The following is a 23492-nucleotide window of genomic DNA, read 5'->3' on the forward strand; positions in this document are numbered from 1 at the left end:
CCAGTGACCTGCGCGAGCGCCCGAAGCCGACGCGACGCACCTGCACGTAGCGGCCGCGTTTGGTACACCGGTGGGCAGTAACCCTGCGCGGTACCCGAGCGGGCATGGTGAACTGGTAGCGCCCGAACAACCCGGAAGCGAGGTCCCCCGTGCTGGGTCTCCCAGAGAAGGTCCGTGCCTGTCTGTTTGACCTGGACGGTGTGCTCACCGACACCGCCAGCGTCCATACCAAGGCCTGGAAAGCCATGTTCGACGCATACCTCTCCGAGCGTGCCGAGCGCACGGGCGGGCAGTTCGTCCCCTTCGACCCAGCCGCCGACTACCGGCAGTATGTGGACGGCAAGAAGCGAGAAGACGGGGTGCGCTCCTTTCTGAGCAGCCGGGGTATCCAGCTTCCCGACGGCAGTCCCGATGATCCCGGCGACCTCGAAACGGTGTACGGCCTGGGCAACCGCAAAAATGACATGTTCCAAAAGGTGCTGAAGAAGGACGGCGTGGACGTGTTCGAGGGTTCCCGGCGCTATCTCGAGGCAGTCTCGGCCGCGGGCCTGAGCATCGCCGTGGTGTCGTCGAGCGCCAATACCCGCGACGTGCTCGAGATCACCGGCCTGGGCCGGTTCATCCAACAGCGGGTGGACGGCGTGAGGCTGCGCGAGGAACACATCGCGGGCAAGCCGGCTCCCGACTCCTACCTGCGGGGAGCGCAGCTGCTCGACACCGCCCCAGATGCGGCGGCGGTGTTTGAGGACGCAATTTCGGGCGTGCAGGCCGGTCGAGCCGGTAACTTCGGCTACGTGGTGGGTGTTGACCGAGTGAGCCAGGCCGAAGATTTGCGGCGCAACGGCGCCGACGTCGTAATAACCGATCTCGCCGAACTGCTGCAATCATGATCAGCGAAGAAGCCTTTCCCGTCGAACCATGGCAGATTCGCGAGACGCGGCTGGACTTGAATCTGCTGGCCCAGTCCGAGTCGATCTTCGCCCTGTCCAACGGGCATATCGGCTTGCGCGGCAACCTCGACGAGGGTGAGCCCTACGGCCTGCCGGGCACCTATCTGAACTCGTTTTTCGAGATCCGCCCGCTGCCCTATGCCGAAGCCGGGTACGGCTACCCGGAGGCCGGCCAGACCGTCGTCGACGTCACCAACGGCAAGATCCTGCGACTGCTGGTCGACGACGAACCCTTCGACGTGCACTATGGCGAATTGCCCTCCCATGAGCGCGTTCTCGATCTGCGTGCCGGGACACTGACCCGCAGCACCCACTGGCGCTCGCCGGCGGACAAGCAGGTCAAGGTCGTATCGACCCGGCTGGTATCGCTGTCGCATCGCAGCGTCGCGGCCATCGAGTACACCGTGGAGGCCGTCGACGACTTCGCCCGGATAACCGTGCAGTCCGAACTGGTCACCAACGAGGACCAGCCGGAAACCTCGGATGACCCGCGCGTGTCGGCAATCCTGGAGCACCCGCTGCAGGCCGTCGACCACGAGAACACCGAGTGCGGAGCGCTGCTGATGCACCGCACCCGCAGCAGTGCCTTGATGATGGCCGCCGCGATGGACCACGAGGTCGAGGTGCCCGGGCGGGTCGAGATCACCACCGACGCACGTCCCGACCTGGCCCGCACCACGGTGATCTGCGGACTACGGCCCGGACAGAAACTGCGCATCGTCAAGTACCTGGCGTATGGCTGGTCGAGTTTGCGTTCGCGCCCCGCGCTGCGCGACCAGGTCGCCGGGGCACTGCACGGTGCCCGCTACAGCGGTTGGCAGGGACTGATCGACACGCAGCGCTCCTACCTCGACGAATTCTGGGACAGCGCGGACGTCGAGGTGGAGGGCGACCCGGAGTGCCAGCAAGCGGTACGGTTCGGGCTTTTCCACCTGCTGCAGGCCAGCGCCCGCGCCGAGCGCCGGGCGATCCAGAGCAAGGGGCTCACCGGAACCGGCTACGACGGCCACGCTTTCTGGGACTCGGAAGGCTTCGTGCTGCCCGTGCTGACCTATACGGCACCACACGCGGTGGCCGACGCATTGCGGTGGCGGGCCTCGACGTTGGACCTCGCCAAGGAGCGCGCGGCCGAGCTCGGTCTGGACGGGGCGAGCTTTCCCTGGCGCACCATCCGCGGGGAGGAATGCTCTGCCTACTGGCCGGCCGGAACGGCCGCCTGGCACATCAACGCCGACATCGCCATGGCATTCGAGCGGTACCGCACCGTCACCGGCGATCACTCGCTGGAAAAGGATTGTGGCCTAGCGGTTTTGATCGAGACCGCCCGGCTGTGGATCTCGCTCGGGCACCACGACCGCCACGGTATCTGGCACCTGGACGGGGTCACCGGCCCCGATGAGTACACGGCGATCGTTCGAGACAACGTCTTCACGAATCTGATGGCGGCCCACAACCTGATCACCGCGGCCGACGCCTGTCTGCGCCACCCCGAGGCCGCCCAGGACATGGGTGTCACCACCGAAGAGATGGCGGCCTGGCGGGATGCGGCCGACGCGGTGAACATCCCCTACGACGAAGAGCTGGGCGTACACCAGCAGTGTGAGGGGTTCACCACCCTGGCCGAGTGGGACTTCGAAACCAATACGACCTACCCGCTGCTACTGCACGAGGCCTATGTGCGCCTCTACCCCACCCAGGTAATCAAGCAGGCCGACCTGGTGCTGGCAATGCAGTGGCAGAGCCACGCGTTTACCGCGGAACAGAAGGCCCGCAATGTCGACTACTACGAGCGTCGCATGGTGCGCGACTCGTCGCTGTCGGCGTGCACCCAGGCGGTGATGTGTGCCGACGTCGGTCACCTGGAGCTGGCCCACGACTACGCCTACGAGGCGGCCTTGATCGACCTGCGCGATCTGCACCGCAACACCCGTGACGGCCTGCACATGGCGTCGCTGGCCGGGGCCTGGACCGCGCTGGTCGGCGGCTTCGGCGGCCTGCGCGACGACGAGGGCATCCTGTCCATCGATCCGCAACTGCCCGACGGCATTTCGCGATTGCAGTTCCGGCTGCGCTGGCGCGGCTACCGGCTGACCGTCGACGCCAACCACTCCACCGTCACCTTCACCCTGCGCGACGGGCCGGGTGCGGAACTGACCATCCGCCATGCCGGCAAGGATCTCGAGCTCAGCTCGACCAAGCCGACTACCATTTCGGTGCACAAGCACAAGCCGCTATTGCCGCCACCGCCACAGCCGCCGGGCCGTGAGCCGGTGCACCGGCGCAACATGGCTGCCAAGGTGTGGGCGTCAACCGCGACCTGAGGGCTCGATGATGCGCGCGACCTCATCGGTCACCGCCTGCCGCAGATCGGCGTCGGCCAGTTCGTCCAGACCGGTCGCCGAGCGCAGCATGGGTTCGAACAGGCGCCAGCCCAGGCACAGCGCGATGGCATTGGCGACCGCCAGCCGCGCGGTGGTGTCGTCGCCGTGATGGACACGCACCTGGCCGAGTAGCTCGGCGACGTTGGGAAAGCGCGTCTGCAGCTGCTCGGCCGGATATCCGTCGAGCAGGGTGCGCGCCCACACTCTCATCTGCCGATCCAGCGCCCGCTCGAGGTCATCGGCGGGTGTCCCGGCACGCAACAGCTCCGTCAGGTGGGTGCCCAGGTAGTCAAGGACGGCCCCGACCAGTTGTTCTTTTGCGCCGAAGTGGCGAAACACCAACCCGTGGTTGACCTTTGACCGGGCCGCGATATCGCGGATGGACGTCGCCGCCGGGCCCCGCTCGGCGAACAGATCCGCGGCGGCTTCCAGCACCGCCGCGGCTACCTCTTCCCGTCCGGTGGGGGTCTTTCGAGAACGGATTGCCGAACCTGTAGTCACACGACTACACTAGCCGATGTAGTCAACTGACTACACCCTACGTTTGCTTAAGGAACAGCAATGACAGACCTGATAACAGTCAAGAAGCTCGGCAGCCGGATAGGCGCCCAAGTCGATGGGGTGAGCCTGGGAGCCGATCTCGACGCGGCCGCCGTCGACCAGATCCGCGCGGCACTGCTCGAGCACAAGGTGATCTTCTTCCGCAACCAACACCACCTCGATGACCAGCAACAACTCCAGTTCGCCGGGTTGTTGGGCACTCCGATCGGCCACCCGGCCGCGGCGGCCGCGCTGCCCGATGCGCCGATCATCACGCCGATCAACTCCGAGTGGGGCAAGGCCAACCGCTGGCACACCGACGTCACCTTCGCCGCGAACTATCCGGCGGCCTCGATCCTGCGCGCGGTCACTCTGCCCAACTACGGCGGGTCGACCCTGTGGGCAAACACCGCGACGGCCTACGCCGAACTACCCGAACCGCTCAAGTGCCTCGTGGAGAACCTGTGGGCACTGCACACCAACCGCTACGACTACGTGGCCAACGAGGCGATCCAGGCATTGACCGACACCCAACAGGCGTTCCGGCAGGCATTCCAGAAACCCGATTTCCGCACCGAACATCCGGTGGTGCGGGTGCACCCCGAAACGGGCGAACGCACGCTGTTGGCCGGCGACTTCGTCCGCGGTTTCGTCGGTCTGGACAGCCAGGAATCGAGCGCGCTGTTCGAACTGCTGCAACGGCGAATCACCTCGCCAGAGAACACCATCCGCTGGAATTGGGAATCAGGTGACGTGGCCATCTGGGATAACCGGGCAACCCAGCATCGGGCCATCGACGACTACGACGACCAGCATCGGCTGTTGCACCGGGTGACGCTGATGGGCGACGTTCCGGTCGACGTGCACGGGCAGCGCAGCCGAGTGATCAGCGGAGCGCCGCTGGCGCTGGCCGGCTAGCCGCCGGCCTGCGCGCCGCCCGGCGTCAGCCCGCGCTGCTGACCCGGCTGACCGGATCGATGGGCAGCCAGCGCAGCGCGCCGGGCGCGTCGGCGGGCACCACCGGGTGTTCCGGCTGAACCGGGGACAGCCGACTGTAGCCGTCGCCCTGCAGCGGCCGCTCATCGTTTTGGCCCTTGTTGGGCCAGAGCGAGGCGGCACGCTCGGCTTGTGCGGTGATGGACAGCGAGGGGTTGACACCAAGGTTCGCCGAGATCGCGGCACCGTCGACCACGAACATGGTCGGGTAGCCGTAGACGCGGTGATACGGGTCGATGACCCCGCTGTCGGGGTTGTCGCCGATCACCGCACCACCCAGGAAGTGCGCGGTCAGCGGGATGTTGAACAACTCACCCCAGGTACCGCCGGCCACCCCGTCGATCTTCTCGGCAATGCGGCGGGTCACCTGGTTGCCGACCGGGATCCAGGTCGGGTTCGGTTCGCCGTGCCCCTGCTTGCTGGAATACCAGCGGATGCCCAACTTGCCGCGCTTGGTGAACGTGGTGATCGAGTTGTCCAGGTGCTGCATGACCAGCGCGATCACCGTGCGCTCGCTCCACTGCCGGGGGTTGATCAGCCGAAACATCCTGCGCGGACTCTCCCCGGCCTGGTCGAGCAGCTGGCGCCAACGCGCCACGTCGGTGCCGCTGGGACCGGAACCGTCGGTCATCAGCGTCTGCAACAACCCCATCGCGTTGGAGCCCTTGCCGTAGCGGACCGGCTCGACGTGGGTATCCGGCGTCGGGTGAATCAACGACGTGATCGCCACCCCGTGGGTCAGGTCCAGGTCCGGGTTCACCTTCAACGTCGCGGCGCCGACGATGGATTCGGAGTTGGTTCGGGTCAGCACGCCCAGCCGCTTGGAGAGCCTGGGCAACTTGCCCTTGTCGCGCATCTTGAACAGCAGATGCTGGGTCCCCCAGGTACCGGCGGCCAAGATCAGGTACGAGGCGGTGAAGGTACGCCGGTCCCGTCGTGCCCAACTGCCGGTGCGAACCGTCCGAACCTCCCACAACCCGTCCGGCCGCTGCTCGAAGCCCTTCACCGTGGTCATCGGAATCACCTCGGCACCAGCCGATTCCGCCAGACCGAGGTAGTTCTTTACCAGGGTGTTCTTGGCGCCATGGCGACAGCCGGTCATGCACTCGCCGCATTCGGTGCAGCCGGTTCGCGCGGGGCCGGCACCGCCGAAGTAGGGGTCGGGCACCGTCTTGCCCGGCGTCTTGGTGCCGTCGGGACCGAAGAACACCCCGACCGGGGTGGGCACCCAGGTGTCACCGAATCCCATCTCGTCGGCGACTTCCTTGACGATGCGGTCCGCGTCGGTGAACGTCGGGTTTTTCACCACGCCCAGCATCCGCTGCGCCTGCTGGTAGTGCGGCATCAGCTCGTCGCCCCAGTCGGTGATGTGTTTCCACTGCTGGTCGTTGAAGAATGGGTCCGGCGGAACGTAGAGCGTGTTGGCATAGTTCAGCGATCCGCCGCCCACCCCCGCGCCGGCCAGGATCATCACGTTTTTCAGCGGGTGGATGCGCTGGATGCCGTAGCAACCCAGCTTGGGCGCCCACAGGAATTTGCGCAGATCCCAGGATGTCTTGGCGAATTCGGCATCACTGAAGCGCCGGCCGGCCTCCAGCACGCCGACCCGGTAGCCTTTCTCCGTCAGGCGCAGCGCACTCACACTGCCCCCGAAACCCGAACCGATAATCAAGACGTCGTAATCCGGCTTCATGGCTGCAGTATGACCTTCTTTACATTCGATCCGCTACGGGACACCCGATACTTCACTACACGCTATTCGCACGCCGGTGCGGCCGCGCCTAGTTGAAGAAACCCGACTGGTCATCGCCGGTGTTGAAACCGCCCGAGCTGTTGGTGCCCGAGTTCGAGATGCCCGAACTCAACGCACCCGAGTTGGCGATGCCGAAGGTGGCGTTGCCCGAGTTGGCGATTCCCGCGTTGCCAAAGCCCGTGTTGAACAGGCCCACCTGGTAGTCGCCCACGTTGTTGATTCCCGAGGTAAAACCGAAGGTTGTGGCGACGTTCATAAAGCCCGAGGTGGCGTCCCCCGAGTTATTGAAGCCCGAGACGCCCGCGCCGGCGTTACCGAAACCCGAGATCGAACCCGGTTGGGTATCGGGACTGCCGATGCCCGTGTTCACGCTGCCCGCGTTGAACAGACCCGTATTGGTGGAGCCGGAGTTGAAAAAGCCGGTGTTCACGTAGCCGGAATTGAAGCTGCCGGTGTTTCCGCCGTTGGGGCCATTGTCGCCGCCAGAGTTGAAGCTGCCGGTGTTCTCGGTGCCCGAGTTCCCGAAGCCCAGGTTGCCGCCACCGCCGTTGCCGACGCCGACGTTGGCGGCACCCCCATTACCAAACCCGAGGTTGAAGTTGCCCCCGTTACCGAAGCCGGTGTTGACCCGGCCGGCATTCCAAAAGCCCGTGTTGGTGTCACCCGCGTTCGCGAAACCGAAGTTCCGATCCCCGGAGTTGAAGAAACCCACGTTGTTGCTGCCCGAGTTGAAGAACCCCACGTTGTTGTCACCGGAGTTGCCCAAGCCGATGTTTCCGATGCCGCCGTTGAGTCCGGCGAAGTTGATGCCCACCTGGTTGTTTCCGGTCAGGCCGAAGCCGATGTTGTTGTCGCCGTTGTTCCCGAAGCCCAGATTGTTGCTGCCGAGGTTGCCAAAGCCCACGTTGGAAAAGCCGTTGTTACCGCTACCCAGGTTGGTGTCACCAAGATTTCCGTTGCCGAAGTTGGCGTTGCCAAGGTTGCCGCTGCCCAGGTTGGCATCGCCGACGCGGTTTCCGAAGCCGAAGTTTCCCTGGCCGAGAAAGTTTCCGAAGCCCACGTTTGCGTTGCCTAGATTTCCGCTGCCCCAGTTCAGATTCCCGCGGTTACCGTTGCCGAAGTTGCTGTTGCCGGTGTTACCGCTACCCAGGTTGGCATTTCCGGTGTTTCCGCCGCCCAGATTGAGGTTGCCGGCGTTTCCACCGCCCAGGTTGAAGTCGCCGATGTTGCCGATGCTCAGGTTTCCCACGCCGGTGTTGCCAATGCTCAAACCCGGGATGACCGACGCGGCCGGGCCGGCCAGCCCCTGCAGCGCCTGCTGCCACGACGCCAATCCCGACGCCGCGGCGGATGCCCCGCCGTGATAGCCCAGCATCGCGGCGACGTCGGCGGCCCACATCTGCTCATAGCTGCCCTCGGCCGCCGCGATCGCCGGGGCATTCTGCCCGAACAAGTTCGTCAGCACCAGCTGCACCAGCGCATTTCGATTCGCCGCAACCGCCAACGGATGGATCATGGCCGCCCGCGCGGCCTCAAACGCGCTGACCACCTCTTTGGCCTGAAGCGCTGCCTCACCAGCCCGCACCGCCGCAGCATTGAGCCAGCTCACATAGGGCGCGGCAGCGGCCGACATCGCCGCTGCCGCCGCCCCTTGCCACGACGAACCCACCAGCCCCGACGTCACCGAGCCAAACGATTCGGCGGCCGATCCCAACTCGACCGCCAGCCCATCCCAGGCCATGGCCGCGCTCAACATCGGCCCCGATCCGGCACCAGCAAACATCCGCGCCGAATTGATCTCGGGGGGCAACATCGGAAAGTTCATTTCAGCAGTCCCTTCCCGGAACCGAGCCGTCGGCGCACGAGCTTGTTTGCTGGCCGCAGCCCATTGCGCTAACTGCGGACCATAATCGGATACCAGCCCAATGTTGGTGGTTTGCGCGGACCATCGGTGACGAGACCGATCGGCGAGTGCGTCCGGGCGCTCCAGCCGATGCGGGTGGCGTCAGCCGCCGACTGCCAAACCGACCTTCTGGAACTCTTTGAGATCGCAGTAACCGGCCTTGGCCATCGATCGGCGCAACCCGCCGACCAGGTTGAGGGTGCCGAACGGGTCGTCGGAGGGCCCATTGAGGACCCGCTCCAGCGACGGCCGCTCGCCCATCGCGATCTGCAGCAATGCCCCGCGCGGCAATGACGGGTGCGCGGCGGCGGCCGGCCAGAACCAGCCCTCGCCGAGCGCCTCGGCGGACTCGGCCAGCGGCGTACCCAGCACCACCGCATCGGCGCCACAGGCGATTGCCTTGGCCAGCTCGCCGGAGGTGTGGATGTCGCCATCGGCGAGCACGTGCACGTAGCGGCCGCCGGTCTCATCGAGGTATTCGCGCCGTGCGGCGGCGGCGTCGGCGATCGCGGTGGCCATCGGCACACTGATGCCGAGCACCTCGTCGCTGCTGGTCATCCCCTCGGTGGACCCATAGCCGACGATGACCCCGGCGGCCCCGGTCCGCATCAGGTGCAGGGCCGTGCGGTGGTCCAGGACGCCACCGGCAACCACCGGGATGTCGAGCTCGGAAATGAAGGTCTTCAGGTTCAGCGGTTCGCCATCGCTGGAAACATGCTCGGCCGAGACGATGGTGCCCTGGATGACCAGCAGATCGATGCCGGCCTGCACCAGCACCGGCGTGAGCGCCTGAGCATTCTGCGGGCTGACCCGCACCGCGGTGGTCACACCGGCTTCGCGAATCCGTGCCACCGCCGCACCCAGCAGTCCGGGGTCCAGCGGTGCCGCGTGCAGCTCCTGCAGCAGCCGGATCGCCGCCGTCGGCTCGGGTTCCTTGCTGGCGGCCTCGACGAGCTGGGTGATCTTGGCCGCGACGTCGGCATGCCGACCGATCAGACCTTCCCCGTTGAGCACCGCCAGCCCGCCCAGGCGGCCGAGCTCGATGGCGAACTCCGGGGACACCAGGGCGTCGGTCGGGTGCGCCACCACCGGAATTTCGAACCGGTATGCGTCGAGCTGCCAGGCCGTGGAGACGTCCTTGGACGAGCGCGTCCGGCGCGACGGGACGATGCTGATCTCGCTGAGTTCATAGGTGCGACGGGCGGTGCGGCCCATGCCGATTTCAACCATCATCTGCCGTCAGCGTGCGTAGTAGTTGGGCGCTTCGACGGTCATGGCGACGTCGTGCGGATGGCTCTCTTTGAGGCCAGCGGGCGTGATACGGACAAACTGCGCCTGTTGCAGCACCTCGATGGTGGGCGAGCCGGTGTAGCCCATCGCGGCGCGCAAACCGCCGGTCAACTGGTGGATCACCGAGGCCAGCGGGCCGCGGAACGGCACCCGGCCCTCGATGCCCTCGGGTACCAACTTGTCCTCGCTCAGGGCATCGTCGGCGAAGTAGCGGTCCTTGGAGTAGGACTTCGCCCCGCCCCGGCCCTGCATGGCACCGAGGGAACCCATACCGCGATAGCTCTTGTATTGCTTGCCGTTGACGAAGATCAGTTCACCGGGCGCCTCGGCGGTACCGGCCAGCAGTGACCCCAGCATGGCCGTCGATGCACCGGCGGCCAGCGCCTTGGCGATGTCACCGGAGTACTGAAGCCCCCCATCGGCGATCACCGGGATGCCCGCCCGCCGGCACACCGCGACCGCTTCCAGGATCGCGGTGATTTGCGGGGCGCCGACACCGGCCACCACCCGGGTGGTGCAGATCGACCCCGGGCCCACGCCAACCTTGACCGCGTCGGCGCCGGCGTCGACCAGGGCCGCGGCCGCCGACCTGGTGGCCACATTGCCGCCGACCACTTCGACCCGCTCACCGACTTCGAGTTTGAGTTTGCTGACCATGTCGAGCACCAGCCTGTTGTGGGCGTGCGCGGTGTCGACGATCAGCACGTCGACCCCGGCGTCCACCAGCATCATGGCGCGGACCCAGGCGTCGCCCCCGACACCGACGGCCGCGCCCACCAGCAGCCGGCCGTCGCTGTCCTTGGTGGCCAGCGGATGTTGCTCGGTCTTGACGAAGTCTTTGACCGTGATCAGCCCGGTCAACCGGCCGCTTCCGTCGACGACCGGCAGTTTCTCGATTTTGTGCCGGCGCAACAGGCCCAGGGCCGCCGACGCACTGACCCCCTCCTGCGCGGTGATCAGCGGGGCCTTGGTCATCACCTCGGCGACTTGCTTGGACTGGTCGACCTCGAAGCGCATGTCCCGGTTGGTGATGATGCCCACCAGCGCACCCGCGTCGTCGACCACCGGCAGGCCAGAAATGCGGAATCGGGCACACAACGCGTCGACCTGGGCCAGGGTGTTGTCCGGCCGGCAGGTCACCGGATCGGTGACCATCCCCGCCTCCGAGCGCTTGACCGTCTCGACCTGGCTGGCCTGCTCGGCCACCGGCAGGTTGCGGTGTAGCACCCCCATGCCGCCGGCCCGGGCCATCGCGATCGCCATCCGGGACTCGGTGACGGTGTCCATCGCAGAGCTGACCAGCGGCACCTTGAGCCGGATCTTCTTGGTGAGCTGACTGGACGTGTCAGCGGTGCTGGGCACCACGTCCGAGACGGCCGGCAGTAGCAAGACGTCGTCGAAAGTCAGCCCGAGCATCGCCACCTTGTGCGGATCGTCGCCGCCGGTGGGCACCGAGTCGCCGGACAGGTCCCCAACACGGGCATCGCGCATGTAGGGGCTGTCGACCAGGTCGGAACTGTCTTCCAAGTGGGACATGCCACGGGACATCGGTGGGGCCTCCATACGCATGGCGGAGTGAAAGTCCCATCCTATCGGCTCCCAGACTGTGACCGAGCCGCAGCTTGGGGTGTGGCGCGAGTCCAAAACAGACCGCAAGGCGCGCCCACGCAATTTCTGGCGCGATGGCTGCCTGCCTGCGTAGGCTAGGGGGGTGCGCGACCACCTCCCGCCGGGTTTGCCGCCCGATCCTTTTGCCGACGACCCCTGCGATCCGTCGGCAACCCTGGAAGCCGTAGAACCCGGCCAGCCGCTGGATCAGCAAGAGCGGATGGCGGTGGAGGCCGATCTGGCCGATCTCGCGGTGTACGAGGCGTTGTTGGCCCACAAGGGAATCCGTGGACTCGTGGTGTGCTGCGACGAGTGTCAACAGGATCACTATCACGACTGGGACATGCTGCGCGCGAACCTGCTGCAGTTGTTGATCGACGGCACCGTCCGCCCACACGAGCCGGCCTACGACCCCGAGCCGGACGCTTACGTCACCTGGGATTACTGCCGCGGTTACGCCGATGCCTCGCTCAACGAAGCGACATCCGACGCGGACGGGTTCCACCACCGCCACTGAGCGAGTGTTGCAACGGCTGGACGCGAGCCGTATCCGCTACTGAGCGCCCCCGCCAGCCCGTCAGGAAACTGGGCCTGCTGGTGCGGGTTCCACCGGTTCTGGCTGTCCGGACGTTTGAACCACCGGACTTCCCGGGTTGGTCGCGTCGCCGGGTGCTGCCGACTTAGCCGGCCCCGGTGCCGCAACGCCGGCGGCCGCCGGCGAGCCAGGCGCCACCACAGACGTGTCGGCGGCCGTCTCGCCTGGGACAACCGCCGAAACGGGCGGCGTTGGGACCGACGTGGGCGCCGGACTGGTCGCGGTCGCGCCCGCGGGCGGTAGCGATGCCGACGGCTTGGCCCCCGTCGTGGTTGGCGACGCACTGGGCGCCGGTGCCGATTCCGGTGCGCCCGATTCGTTCGGCGGCACGGGCGACACCGTTTCCGGAGCCAGGGGTGTCAGCGAGTTGCCCGGAGGAACCTGCGGTGCGAGCACCCCGGTGGGCCCGGACTGTGGCGGCCCGCCAGCTGGCAGAGTCGCATTCGGATCGCGCTTTTCGACCTTGGTGTTGAGCTGATTCAGCTCGTTTAGCAGGTGCTGTCGGCGGCTGCCGTCGTTGACGGTCTGCAGGGTGCTGCTGACCTCGGCCAGCTGGCTCTCGGCTTGGTCCCATTGCCCCTGCGCGATCATCTGCTCGGCCTTGGCGAGATCGGCCTTGGCGGACAACATGATCTGGTCTTCACTGACCCGCGGCTCGTTGAACAGCATCGCGTGCAGGCCATAGAGCAGGTCGCCGGGACGGGCGTCGGCCACCACGGCGCCAAGCCCGCTCAATGCCAGCAATGTCGCCGCAACCGAGCCGATCGCTGCCCACGCGCGGCGCGACCGGCGGCGTTCGGAAAGCCCCAGGATCAGCGCATCAACGGCCTCATTCTGCGACACCAGCGCGCTGGCCGGCGGCCAGCGCAGGTCGTCGCGCCATTCGCCCATCAGGGCGGCCAGCGCGTCATCGTCGGGATCGTTGAGGCTGAACCGTTCGCGGCCGGCGAGCGCATCGAGAAGCAGATCGGTGCGAGCCACCTCGTCCAACCCCGGCTGGTCGCCGAGAGTAAATCCAGATTCAGGCATAGTCACCCGCCGCGACGATTTCGTCCTTGAGCCGTTGAAGTGCGCGGTGCTGGGCCACCCGGACCGCCCCGGTGGTGCTACCCACAGCGGCCGCGGTTTCCTCGGCGGACAGGCCGACAACCACGCGCAAAATCAGAATTTCACGCTGTTTGGCCGGCAGTATCTCGAGCAATTCGTTCATCCGGGTGACCGAATCGGCCTCGATGGCGAGTTGCTCGGGACCGGCATCGGCGGATCGGCGCTCTGGAACCGATTCGGCCGGGTAGGCAAGATCGCGCCCGGCGGCGCGATGCGCGTCGGCAACCTTGTGTGCCGCGATGCCGTACAGAAAGGCCAAGAAGGGGCGCCCTCGGTCCCGATAGCGCGGCAACGCCGTAATGGTGGCCAAACAGACCTCCTGTGCCACATCATCTGCTGAGAGGCCACTGCGCTCGACCGTGCCGACGCGAGCTCGGCAATACCGCACAACGATCGGACGAATGGTCTCCAGCACCTCCCGAAGCGCGTTCCGGTCTCCTGCCACGGCCTCCGCAACCACAGCGTCGAGACGTTCCCCTTCAATTGTCATCGACGGCGATATCTCCAACGTTACGAACCGGACACATCCCGGGCTAACTAACGGGGCTAGCTAACGGATTGACAATAACGGTCGAACAGCAATTCAAGCGGGACGCCAGGTTCCACCGGCGCGCCACACCTGATCTGCGCAGATATCGCGAATCTCGCGCAACTGACTTACCGGAAGCGTGACGCTTTCGGTATCGATCAGCAAGCAAGCCAGCGCCCAGCGCAGCGGGATCAGCCCCAGCCGTCCGGCATCGTCGAGGGCCGCCTCGCCGATCACGCGCGCTTTATCGATGACGCCGGCGCTGCATAACGCCGCCGCCAGCACCACATCACTTTTGACCCGATGCCTGGCCGACGCACCGCCGCTGGCGCGGGCCAGCTCGACCCCCCGCTCGGCAAGACCCACCGCGGTACGGCCGTCGCCGGAGAACATGGCCAGCTCCGCCCCGACCCAGCAGCGGCGCACCGCCAGCCGGTCGGCCACCTGGGGCGGCAATTGCGCGGCGGCGACGACGGTGTCGGCACGACTCAGCAGCGCCGCCGACGCGGCGAAGCGGCCGACACCCAGCGCGTCGGCAGCAAGGCCCACCAGCGCATCGGTTGCGGCCTCGGGATCGGCACCGGCCAGCGCTAGGGCACGACCGTCCCAACGGCGCGCCCGCGTGTGCCACCCCAGTTGGCGCAGAAATGACGCGTGCGTGCTGTGTGCCAGCGAGGACCAGCGATCGGCCGGCACCCGGCGCCGCAGCAGCGCCAGATCGCTATACGCACTGCCGTAGCGGCCCTGGCCGCCGGCGGCGACGGCACGCAGCCACAGCTGACGCGGCGTGATCGCCGCAGGCAGCGGCCAGCGGTCTGGCCTACTTCCGAACGCGGCATCGTCGAGCGTTGACTCGATCGCCGACGCGACGACCGCGAAGTTTCGATCATCGCTCTCGGTGATGCCGGGCCCCACACATGCGCCCATTGATCCTTAAAGTTATCGGAGGTGTTGGCGCCCCGACAATGCCGGCACCCGGGGCGACCGGCGGCGTCCGCGACCTGCGCAACACGACTCACCTGGATGACAAGCGCTCGAGCGAATATGGTAAAGGCACGCGGTACGCCTCGAGTGCCGAACAAGACTGTGATATTCGACCATCCACTCGACGTCAATGGTAAAAAGTTTGTGCTTTCCATGTTACGGCAGTATTACTCACAGCTATCTTCAGAATAATTACAGGTAGCCCACAGTAGGCCAGTGACCTGGGGGAATCGGGATATCTAGGTCGTCTTCCTAGCACGCTTTGTCTTCCACAAATGCGAGGCAGATGAACGCGGAGTTAATTCTCATCCAACGCCCAGGTATTTCATGGGCAACGGTGGCTATTGACGGAAATTCGGCAACGCCCCTAGCGTTTACCTTTGTTCGGGTAGTCATCGTTGACGCCTCTGAAAAGTCAGTGCACAACTCGCGAGTCGCGAACCTAAAACCTCGGGTGTGCCGTGCAGAGAGGGAATCGGCAATGCCACAGCCAGAGCAGCTACCTGGGCCCAACGCCGACATCTGGAACTGGCAGTTGCAGGGCCTATGCCGCGGTGTCGACTCATCGATGTTCTTCCACCCCGACGGCGAGCGCGGCCGGGCCCGCATGCAACGCGAACAGCGCGCCAAAGAGATGTGCCGGCGCTGCCCGGTGATCGAAGAGTGCCGCTCCCACGCACTCGATGTGGGCGAGCCCTACGGCGTTTGGGGCGGTTTGTCCGAGTCCGAGCGTGACCTGCTGCTCAAGGGCGGCATCGGACGCACTCGGGGGATCCGCCGCACTGCCTGATCGTCCCGGCTCTCCCCCGGGTTGGCCCGCTATCGCGGCCTGGGCCTACGACGACTGCGTCGCGGGCTCGCGATAGATCGTGCGCCCCTCTTTGATGGTCTCGAGGACCGCGATGTCCTTTAACTTCATCGGATCCACGGTCAGTGGATTGTTGTCCACGATCACCAGATCGGCGAGCTTGCCCACCGTGATCGAACCCTTGGAATGCTCCTCGGAGTACTGATATGCGGCGTTGATGGTGATCGCCTTCAGCGCCTCGAGCGCTGTTACGCGCTGATCCGCCCCAATGACTTCCCCACTGCGCGAGACGCGATTGACCGCCGTCCACAACACGAACATCTGGTCCAGGGGCGTGACGTTGAAGTCGGTGTGGTTGGTCGGACGTAGCCCCATGTCGATGGCGGCCCGCATCGGGCTGAGGAAATGGGCCTGCTCCTTGCCGCGCAGCCGCACGTGGGTGTCGCCGAAGTAGAACGCGTGCTCGGTGAACAGTGAGGGAATCAGGTTGTACTCGACATACTTCGCGAGCTGATCCCGCCGCACGAACTGGGAATGAATCACCGTGGTGTGGCGGTCTTTGGTGGGGTCATCGGCGGCCGCGTACTCATGCGCGGCCAGCAGGACGTCAATCGCCCCATCTCCGTTGGCGTGGATGTTCAGCGGCAAACCGAGGTCGTAAACCCGTTTGAACCACCCGTTGACGGTCTCCTGTGAGAAGGGCAGCTCGCCGGACCAGTTCTTTTCGCCGCCGGGCCCATCGGCCAGGTAGGGGGTGGTGAAGAACGCGGTTCGGCCCTGCGGCGAGCCGTCGAGAGTGATTTTCACGCCGCCGAGCTTGAGCCGGTTGTGGTACGTCCCGAATGTGTCGGCCGGATTTTCCGGCAGTACCTCGTCGAGTTCGAGGATGAACGGGTACGCGATGACGTCAATGAGGTCGACGCCACCGGCGGCCGCCCGCCGCAGCAAGGCAATGTCGGCCGCGTGGGTCAAGCCCTCGTGCGCGGTGGTGATACCGACCGCCGCGTACAGCAGTTGACCGGCAATGCTCCATTGCACCTCTTGCTCCGGCGTGGGCTTGGGCAGCGAAGCGAAAATCGGCAGGAACGCGGTTTCCATGATCAGGCCGTCGGGTTCGGTGGAACCTTCCTTGCGCACGATCACCCCGCCCGGCGGCGTTTCGGTGTCCGCCGAGATGCCAAACTTTTGCATCGCCGCGGAATTGAGCACGGCCCCGTGCAGGGATACGTGCCCGACCAGCACCGGGTTGTTCGGGAAGTCCGCGTCGAGGTCTTCGCGATGCAGTGTGCGTCCATCGGGCATGACCGTCTCGTCATATCCGTAGGCCATGATGATCTCGCCGTCGGCGATGTCGCGCGCGTCCCGGAACTTCTTGAGCTCCGCGACAATCGCCTCGACATCTGCCGCCGGGCCGGCTGGCGGTGCGAACACGTTGACCTGGTTGGCCACCGTCAGTGCATTGATGTAGTGGCTGTGCGGGTCGATGAATCCCGGTAACAAGGTATTTCCGGCAAGATCGACGCGCCGTGTGTGCGGCCCCAGATGTTCGCGAACCACATCGTCGTGGGCCCCGACCGCAACGATGCGCCCATCCTTGACCGCGACCGCTTCGGCTATTGGCTGCTCATCGTCAACTGTGACGATGTCACCGTTGGTGTAGATGGCATCGGCGTCACCGGTCACGTAGACCCCCTCTTGATTGCCGTCATCCTACTGCGACCTCGAACAACACGCGCAACATCGGTTGCTTCATCTGCCCAGCGGTCAAGGCCGACCATGTTGTGGCACAAGGCATTACCCGGCAGACAACCTCGCCCCGAGACGCCACCAACACTCGGGGAGACCGTGCACCCACAACTCTCATTAGAGCTGGCCGTCAACCTGGGTCCGGCCCGGTGCAAAGACGAAAATCCGAGTTGACATCGCGGTGGCGGTCCTAGCATTCCTGGCGAATTGCGATTCCACGGCGGCCTGGTCGCCGCCAGAGCAGCAAACGATACGGGCAGGGGCCGACCATGACGAACTTTGCGATGTTGCCACCCGAGGTCAATTCGTTGCGGATGTTCACCGGTGCGGGATCGGCACCGATGCTCGACGCCGCGACGGCCTGGGACAGCATGGCCTCGGAGCTGGGTGTGGCGGCATCGTCGTTTTCGTCGGTGACCTCCGGATTGGCCGGAGATGCCTGGCAAGGCGCGGCCAGCGCGGCGATGACGGCCGCGGCCAGCTCCTATGCGAAATTGTTGGGCGCGGCCTCGACCCGAGCTGCCGCGGCGGCCACCCAGGCCAAGGCGGTGGCCGGTGTGTTCGAGGACGCGCGCGCGGCGATGGTCCATCCGTTGGCCGTGGCGGCCAACCGCAGCGCGTTCCTCAAGTTGGTTCAGTCAAATTGGCTGGGGCTCAACGCACCGGCCATCATGGCCACCGAGGGCCACTACGAGCAGATGTGGGCCCAGGACGTGGCCACGATGGCCGGCTACCACGCCGGGGTGTCGTCAGCGGCAGCCGCGTTGCCCGGCGGTCTGCAGCAGCTGCTGAAAACCCTGCCCAACCTGGGCATCGGAAACATCGGCAACGCAAACATCGGCAACGGAAACATCGGCACCGCAAACATCGGCACCGGAAACAGCGGTGTGGGAAACACCCCGATCACACCTGGAATCGCGGGCAACTACAACATCGGCGGCGGAAACAACGGCAACAACAACCTCGGCGCCGGAAACTACGGCAACTTCAACTTCGGCTTCGGCAACAAGGGCGACGGGAACATCGGCTTCGGCAACGGCGGCCCGGCCAACCTGTCGAGACTGAACCCGTTCGCCCTGCAACCGGCGCCGGGCAACAACAACGTCGGCATGGGCAACACCGGCAACAACAACTTCGGCCTGGGCAACCTCGGCGACGGCAACATTGGCGGCGGCAACTACGGCAATAACAACATCGGGCTCGGCCTGCTGGGCAGCAATTTGGTCGGCGTCGGCGGTGCCTACTACGACACGGCCGCCGGCTAGTTCCATTTCGACGGCCTGAACACGGGCAGCGGCAACATCGGCATCGGGAACTCGGGCAACAACAACATCGGCTTCTTCAACTCCGGCGACGGCAACATCGGCGCCTTCAGCTCGGGCACCAATTCGGTGTTCCCGGGCCAGCTCAACAGCTTTGGCGTCGGCAACTCCGGCAGCGGCAACTTCGGCGTCGGGAACGCGGGCGCGGGAAACTTCGGCGCCGGAAACTCCGGCCTGCTGAACACCGGGGTCGGGAACGCCGGCTCGATTGATACCGGCGCGTTTAATGGGAACAACCTCAACACGGGCTTTTTGAACTCGGGCAAGACAAACACCGGCTTTGGGAACTCCGGCCACGAGAACACCGGCTTTTGGAATTCGGGCGACGTGAACACCGGCGTCGGGGCCACCACCAGGGCTCCGGCGTTGTTGATTAGCAGGCTTGTGGGCTGGGGAATTGTGGATTGAGGAGGTCTAGGCGGCGGTTGGCGGTCAAAGCGGTGATCCGGCAGGCTTCGGCGATGTTGTCGGCGCCGTTGAGGCGGTGCAGATTGATCGCGGTGTTGCGTAGCGTTGCTAGGACCTGTGCGCCGTTTCCGGTATGTGCCCTTTGACGGTCTTCGTCGAAGGTGACGTCGCGTATTCAGTGCAGGCTGTTCTCGATTCCCCAGTGTTGACGCATCCAGGTCATGATCGCGGTAGGGCGGGCGTGCTCGAACGGCAGGCTGCAGATGGCATAGACCACCTTCACGCTGCGCTGGTCGGTGGCGGTGATCAAGCGTTCACGAGTGATCCGGATGATTTGTTTTGCGTAGGGGAAGCCGATTCCTCGTGCAGCGGTGATGATTTGCAGGGTGCGGGTCTCGACACGGCCGTGGCCGCGGGAGTCGTCGGTAGCGGCTGCGGGCACCTCGGCCCAGGGCAGCGCGGTGATACGCGCAAGTATTTTGGCTTGGTTGGACTTGACGATCATCAGGTAGTGCGACTTCAAGGTGGCGCAGATCAACTTCGCGGTGACGACCTGGGTATGCATCGCATCCACGGTGACCAGCCACCGCAAGCTACCCGGCAGCAGCGTGAGCAGGGCACGTACGCAGGGAATTTCATTGCTTTTCTCGGCGACAGCGAGTTGACCGAGTACCAATCGGGCACGGTGGGCGAACACCGACACGAGATGCTTGGCTGTCGCTTTGGCGCGTAAAGCACCACGCCGCATCTTGCCGTCCAACGCGATCGGCACCAATCCGCTGGGGTCGCTGCTGGCCACGTGTGCAGTGAAGTAACTGCCCATCCTGGCGTTGAGGTCGGCGGGGTCTAGCCGAGACAAAACAGCGCGGAAGGTCTTCTCACTGGGCCGCCGGAACCGGACCCCTAATTGGGCCAACACATCATCGGGAGCGGTGGCCGCCCATGTGGCAAAACCAGCATAGCCGCGCATCCCCGCGGCAGTGGCCAGAACCGCGATCGCCAACAAAGCCATCAGCGAATACCTCCGACCGCGTGGGTCCCTCGGGTCTGGCACCGAGGCCAACACATCGAGAAACTCCGATCCGATGAGCTCGCTGCGCTCACCAGGACTCCAGCGGTCGAACACCTCTGGAACCGACGACACAGGCAATACTGAAACGGTAGGCACGGGCAACTCCAGACCAACGACGAACAGTAACCAACTCGATCGTTCTCCAGATAGCCCGTGCCTACACTCCGGCCCCAATAGCGCGGCACCAAAGATCATCAACCCAGCTCACAAGCCTGCTAATCAACAACGCCGGAGCCCTGGGGCCACCACCGACAGCGGCCTGGCTACCTCGGGATTCGGCAACACCGGCGAGGTCGGAATCTCGGGCTTCGGAAACACGGCCACAGGCGGTTTCCGCAGCGGCGACATGTCGGGCTTCTTCAACACCGCCGCGGGCGGCTCCAGCTATACCGGCGTCAGCTCGGGCTTTTTCAATACCGGTCTCACCGACCCCATCGGCCCCTTTGCCAGCGGTGTGCTCAGCGGCTTCAACTCGGGCATTTTCAATACCGGCATCGCCGTGTCGGGTTTATTCAGCCTCAGTCAGCTGGCGCGATGATCGGATTGGCCCGGGCGCCGGACTGCGCCCCCATGCATTGCACCGCGAGCAGATCTTCGAACTTGGCGGTGTCTAGCCGGCGGAACCCATCCGGAGGCGCATCTCCAGCGAGGACTTGGACGACAACCCCGGCCGGTATCGGGACGAACTTCGTCTCCCACCCTGCACAACCCGCCGGCGCGGCCGCGCACGCTCGCATTGTTGCGCACCCTTGCCCGGCGACCGGCTGGAGCACCCTCTCTCGACGAGTCATGTTGTGGCGCGAGGGGTTACCCGGAAATCCGCGGAAGCGCTCGAAGGCCGGGCCGACCCGGCCGGCGCCCCGCGAAGCCTCAGGTGGGCGTCGCATCAAGGGGTGCCATTTGCTCGCCTGTGGGCGCGCGCTCAGCATAATTGACGTGCCAGATCGACCGATCAAGCTTGATCGGAATTCTGGCCAAAAGGCCAATATCGAAGAAGACAACGTCGTAGCATTCGTGGCGAATTGCTCGATTGCACGGCGACACAGTCGCTTCCAGAGCAGCAAACGCTACAGGTAGGGGTCTACCATGACGAACTTTGCAATGTTGCCGCCGGAGATCAATTCATCCTTGATGTTCTCCGGTGCCGGATCGGCCCCGATGCTTGATGCGGCCGCGGCCTGGGAGGGCCTGGCCTCCGAGCTCGGCACGGCGGCATCATCGTTCTCATCGGTGACCTCGGGTTTAGTCAGCGACGCGTGGCAGGGCGCGGCCTCGGCGGCGATGAACGCCGTGGCCACCCCGTACGCGCAGTTCTTGAGCGCAGCGTCAACCCAAGCCGCAGGGGCGGCCTCCCAGGCCAAAGCGGTGGCCGGAGCGTTTGAGGTCGCGCGCGCCGCGATGATTCATCCGCTGGAGGTGTTGGCCAACCGCAACGTGTTCGTCCAGCTGATTCGAACCAACTTGTTCGGGCTCAATGCGCCCGCAATCATGGCCACCGAGGGCCAGTACGAGCAGATGTGGGCCCAGGATGTCGCCGCGATGGTCGGCTACCACGGCGGGGCGTCATCCGCGGCGGCAAGCCTGCCGAGCGGGTTGCAACAGATACTGCAGAGCCTGCCGAACCTGGGGCTGGGCAACAAGGGCAATGCGAACCTCGGTAGCGGCAACACCGGGATCGGCAACATCGGCGTCGGCAACAGCGGCGAGGGAAACAGCGCACTGGTGCCCCGCAGTCGGGGAACTACAACATCGGCGGCGGAAACAACGGCAACAACAACCTCGGCGCCGGAAACATCGGCAACTTCAACTTTGGCTTCGGCAATAACGGGACCGGTAACTTCGGCTTCGGCAACGCCGGCCCCGCAGACCTCTCCAATCCCAACCTGTTCACCTTCCACGTGACGCCCGGCGAGAACAACATCGGTATCGGTAATACCGGCAACGGCAACTTCGGCCTCGGCAACACCGGAGACGGCAATATCGGCGGCGGCAATACCGGTATTGGCAACATCGGGTTCGGACTCAATGCCAACAATTTGGTCGGTGTCGGGGGTGCGTATTACGACACGGCGGCCGGCCAGTTCCACTTCGACGGCCTGAACACGGGTAGCGGCAACATCGGAATTGGTAACTCGGGCAGTAACAACATCGGCTTCTTCAACTCCGGCGACGGCAACATCGGCGCCTTCAGCTCGGGCACCAATTCGGTGTTCCCGGGCCAGCTCAACAGCTTTGGCGTCGGCAACTCCGGCACCGGCAACCTCGGGTTCGGGAACGCGGGCAGCGGAAACGCCGGCTTCGGCAACAGCGGCTTGCTCAACACCGGCTTCGGCAACGCGGGCTCGATCAATACCGGTGGATTCAACGGGAACAACCTCAACACGGGCTTCTTGAACTCGGGCGAGGTCAACACGGGCATCGGCAACTCGGGCCACATCAACACCGGATTCCTGAACGCGGGCAATGTCAACACCGGCATCGGTAACGCCACCGACGCCGGCGAGGTCGGCCTCACCGCAACGGATAGCTCGGGATTCTTCAACACCGGTTACGGCGTTTCAGGATTCGGAAACGCGGCAGACGAGAGCAGCTATGGTCACGGCGTCTCGGGCTTTGGAAACACCGCGGTCGGAACGGCATTCGAGGTTGGCGTCAGTTCGGGCTTCTTCAACACCGGCTACTCGGAGGCCATCGGCCCCTTCGCGCTGGGTCAGGTCAGTGGCTTCAACTCTGGCTTCTTCAACTGGGGCACCGCCAACTCGGGCCTGTTCAGCCTCAGCAAGCTGGCCATCAAGTCCTGATCCCGGTTCCGGGTAGCTAGAAGCCCGCACCCGCCTCGGTTCGACGAGATCGCGGCAGGCGGCCGTCAACGCACGCGCATAACCCGGCGGCAGCCGCCGACATCGCGCACACTTCTGCACCACCCATACCCGCAATTTGGTCGTTTTTGCACCTTGGTAGGCGGCGCTGGGCCGCTGATCATGGAGAGCATCAAGCACTTCACCGGGCAACGGAACCCGGTCGGACCAGATAGCGACAGAAAGAGAACCCCGATGAGGAACTTTCAACGACGCGGCGCCGCGATCGCCGCATTCGCGTTCGCATTCGCTGCGGCGCCGGTGATCGGACTCGGCGCACCGGCGATCAGCCGGGCCGATGACCACAACTGCATGTCGGGGTGGACCTGGGACAACGTGGCGCAACAATGCGTGATCAGCCCGGTGCCCGCAACCACGGCGCCTGCCCAAAATGGGCCGCCGCCGCCAGGCACCCCGGGCGGCGTGTACGGACCCGGTGGATGGGGTGGCCCCGGGGGACCGGGTGGACCTCCCGCCCCCGGCGAACCGTATGGACCGTATGGGCCCCAAGTTGGCACGCCCGGAACCCCGGGGTGGCCCGGCGGAATCGCAGGACCCACCGCCGCCGGCGGGCACGCCGGGATGGGCGGGATCGGCGGAATGGACGGAATGGGTGGGATGGGACGACACTAGTCGTCCCGG

At 65.3% G+C, this 23492-nt stretch carries 16 protein-coding genes and 3 pseudogenes; 9 read left to right on the plus strand and 10 right to left on the minus strand.

Features of this window, described 5'->3' with window-relative positions; genetic code table 11:
* Positions 1-149: 149 nt before the first annotated feature.
* Positions 150-890, plus strand: coding sequence for a beta-phosphoglucomutase family hydrolase (locus tag SHTP_RS20310; RefSeq protein ID WP_096371604.1), 741 nt, complete (start codon positions 150-152; stop codon positions 888-890).
* Positions 887-3271: a glycoside hydrolase family 65 protein gene (locus tag SHTP_RS20315; protein ID WP_096371605.1), complete on the plus strand. Its 2385-nt coding sequence runs from the start codon at positions 887-889 to the stop codon at positions 3269-3271. The genes SHTP_RS20310 and SHTP_RS20315 overlap by 4 nt, the downstream gene beginning before the upstream one ends.
* Here SHTP_RS20315 and SHTP_RS20320 read toward each other — a convergent pair.
* On the minus strand, positions 3257-3832 hold the full coding sequence (locus SHTP_RS20320) for a TetR/AcrR family transcriptional regulator (protein WP_011739157.1): 576 nt from the start codon (positions 3830-3832) through the stop codon (positions 3257-3259). The two genes, SHTP_RS20315 and SHTP_RS20320, sit on opposite strands and share 15 nt — an antisense overlap.
* Before the next feature lie 60 nt (positions 3833-3892).
* Between SHTP_RS20320 and SHTP_RS20325 the strand changes: the two genes are divergently transcribed.
* Entirely contained in the window at positions 3893-4789 is an 897-nt protein-coding gene (locus SHTP_RS20325; RefSeq protein WP_096371606.1) for a TauD/TfdA dioxygenase family protein, read from the plus strand.
* Between the two features lie 25 nt (positions 4790-4814).
* Here SHTP_RS20325 and SHTP_RS20330 read toward each other — a convergent pair whose 3' ends face one another.
* From SHTP_RS20330 to guaB, 4 genes are all read right to left on the minus strand, one after another.
* Positions 4815-6560, minus strand: coding sequence for a GMC oxidoreductase (locus SHTP_RS20330; RefSeq protein WP_096371607.1), 1746 nt, complete (start codon positions 6558-6560; stop codon positions 4815-4817).
* Positions 6561-6648: 88 nt separating this feature from the next.
* On the minus strand, positions 6649-8445 hold the full coding sequence (locus SHTP_RS20335) for a PPE family protein (protein ID WP_096371608.1): 1797 nt from the start codon (positions 8443-8445) through the stop codon (positions 6649-6651).
* A gap of 180 nt (positions 8446-8625) precedes the next feature.
* The gene (locus tag SHTP_RS20340; RefSeq protein WP_012393022.1) at positions 8626-9753 is read right to left on the minus strand and encodes a GuaB3 family IMP dehydrogenase-related protein; all 1128 of its coding nucleotides are present in this window, start codon (positions 9751-9753) and stop codon (positions 8626-8628) included.
* 9 nt (positions 9754-9762) lie between these two features.
* The gene (gene guaB, locus SHTP_RS20345) at positions 9763-11361 is read right to left on the minus strand and encodes an IMP dehydrogenase (RefSeq protein WP_096372577.1); all 1599 of its coding nucleotides are present in this window, start codon (positions 11359-11361) and stop codon (positions 9763-9765) included.
* Between the two features lie 163 nt (positions 11362-11524).
* On the opposite strand from guaB, the gene SHTP_RS20350 reads away from it, so the two are divergent.
* Positions 11525-11938: a DUF5319 domain-containing protein gene (locus SHTP_RS20350; RefSeq protein ID WP_011739151.1), complete on the plus strand. Its 414-nt coding sequence runs from the start codon at positions 11525-11527 to the stop codon at positions 11936-11938.
* Positions 11939-11998: 60 nt separating this feature from the next.
* On the opposite strand, the gene SHTP_RS20355 is transcribed toward SHTP_RS20350, so the two are convergent.
* The 3 genes from SHTP_RS20355 to SHTP_RS20365 all read right to left on the minus strand — a co-directional run bounded on the left by SHTP_RS20355 (position 11999) and on the right by SHTP_RS20365 (position 14567).
* Positions 11999-13045, minus strand: coding sequence for an anti-sigma-D factor RsdA (locus tag SHTP_RS20355; RefSeq protein WP_096371609.1), 1047 nt, complete (start codon positions 13043-13045; stop codon positions 11999-12001).
* On the minus strand, positions 13038-13613 hold the full coding sequence (gene sigD, locus SHTP_RS20360) for an ECF RNA polymerase sigma factor SigD (protein WP_015354741.1): 576 nt from the start codon (positions 13611-13613) through the stop codon (positions 13038-13040). The genes SHTP_RS20355 and sigD overlap by 8 nt, the downstream gene beginning before the upstream one ends.
* Before the next feature lie 93 nt (positions 13614-13706).
* The gene (locus SHTP_RS20365; RefSeq protein ID WP_096372578.1) at positions 13707-14567 is read right to left on the minus strand and encodes a hypothetical protein; all 861 of its coding nucleotides are present in this window, start codon (positions 14565-14567) and stop codon (positions 13707-13709) included.
* Between the two features lie 550 nt (positions 14568-15117).
* On the opposite strand from SHTP_RS20365, the gene whiB3 reads away from it, so the two are divergent.
* Complete coding sequence (whiB3, locus tag SHTP_RS20370; protein ID WP_012393017.1) at positions 15118-15426, plus strand: redox-responsive transcriptional regulator WhiB3; 309 nt, start codon at positions 15118-15120, stop codon at positions 15424-15426.
* Positions 15427-15471: 45 nt separating this feature from the next.
* Here whiB3 and SHTP_RS20375 read toward each other — a convergent pair whose 3' ends face one another.
* A complete protein-coding gene (locus tag SHTP_RS20375) occupies positions 15472-17127 on the minus strand; it encodes an amidohydrolase (RefSeq protein ID WP_096371610.1) in 1656 nt (551 codons plus the stop codon).
* A 332-nt stretch (positions 17128-17459) separates the two neighbouring features.
* Here SHTP_RS20375 and SHTP_RS20380 point away from each other — a divergent pair.
* Positions 17460-18866, plus strand: a pseudogene (locus SHTP_RS20380) (PPE family protein); the annotation flags it as partial.
* A 19-nt stretch (positions 18867-18885) separates the two neighbouring features.
* Here SHTP_RS20380 and SHTP_RS20385 read toward each other — a convergent pair.
* Positions 18886-20088 (minus strand): annotated as a pseudogene (locus SHTP_RS20385) (ISAs1-like element IS2404/ISMul1 family transposase).
* Positions 20089-20338: 250 nt separating this feature from the next.
* On the opposite strand from SHTP_RS20385, the gene SHTP_RS20390 reads away from it, so the two are divergent.
* The 3 genes and pseudogenes from SHTP_RS20390 (at position 20339) to SHTP_RS20405 (ending at position 23483) form a co-directional block, all read left to right on the plus strand.
* Complete coding sequence (locus SHTP_RS20390; RefSeq protein WP_231991659.1) at positions 20339-20530, plus strand: hypothetical protein; 192 nt, start codon at positions 20339-20341, stop codon at positions 20528-20530.
* Positions 20531-21078: 548 nt separating this feature from the next.
* Positions 21079-22793, plus strand: a pseudogene (locus tag SHTP_RS20400) (PPE family protein).
* Between the two features lie 252 nt (positions 22794-23045).
* Positions 23046-23483 (plus strand): hypothetical protein, encoded by a 438-nt coding sequence (locus SHTP_RS20405; RefSeq protein WP_096372581.1) that lies wholly within the window; start codon positions 23046-23048, stop codon positions 23481-23483.
* The last annotated feature ends 9 nt before the right edge of the window (positions 23484-23492 follow it).

The organism is Mycobacterium ulcerans subsp. shinshuense (genome assembly GCF_002355775.1).
Taxonomy (GTDB): domain Bacteria; phylum Actinomycetota; class Actinomycetes; order Mycobacteriales; family Mycobacteriaceae; genus Mycobacterium; species Mycobacterium marinum.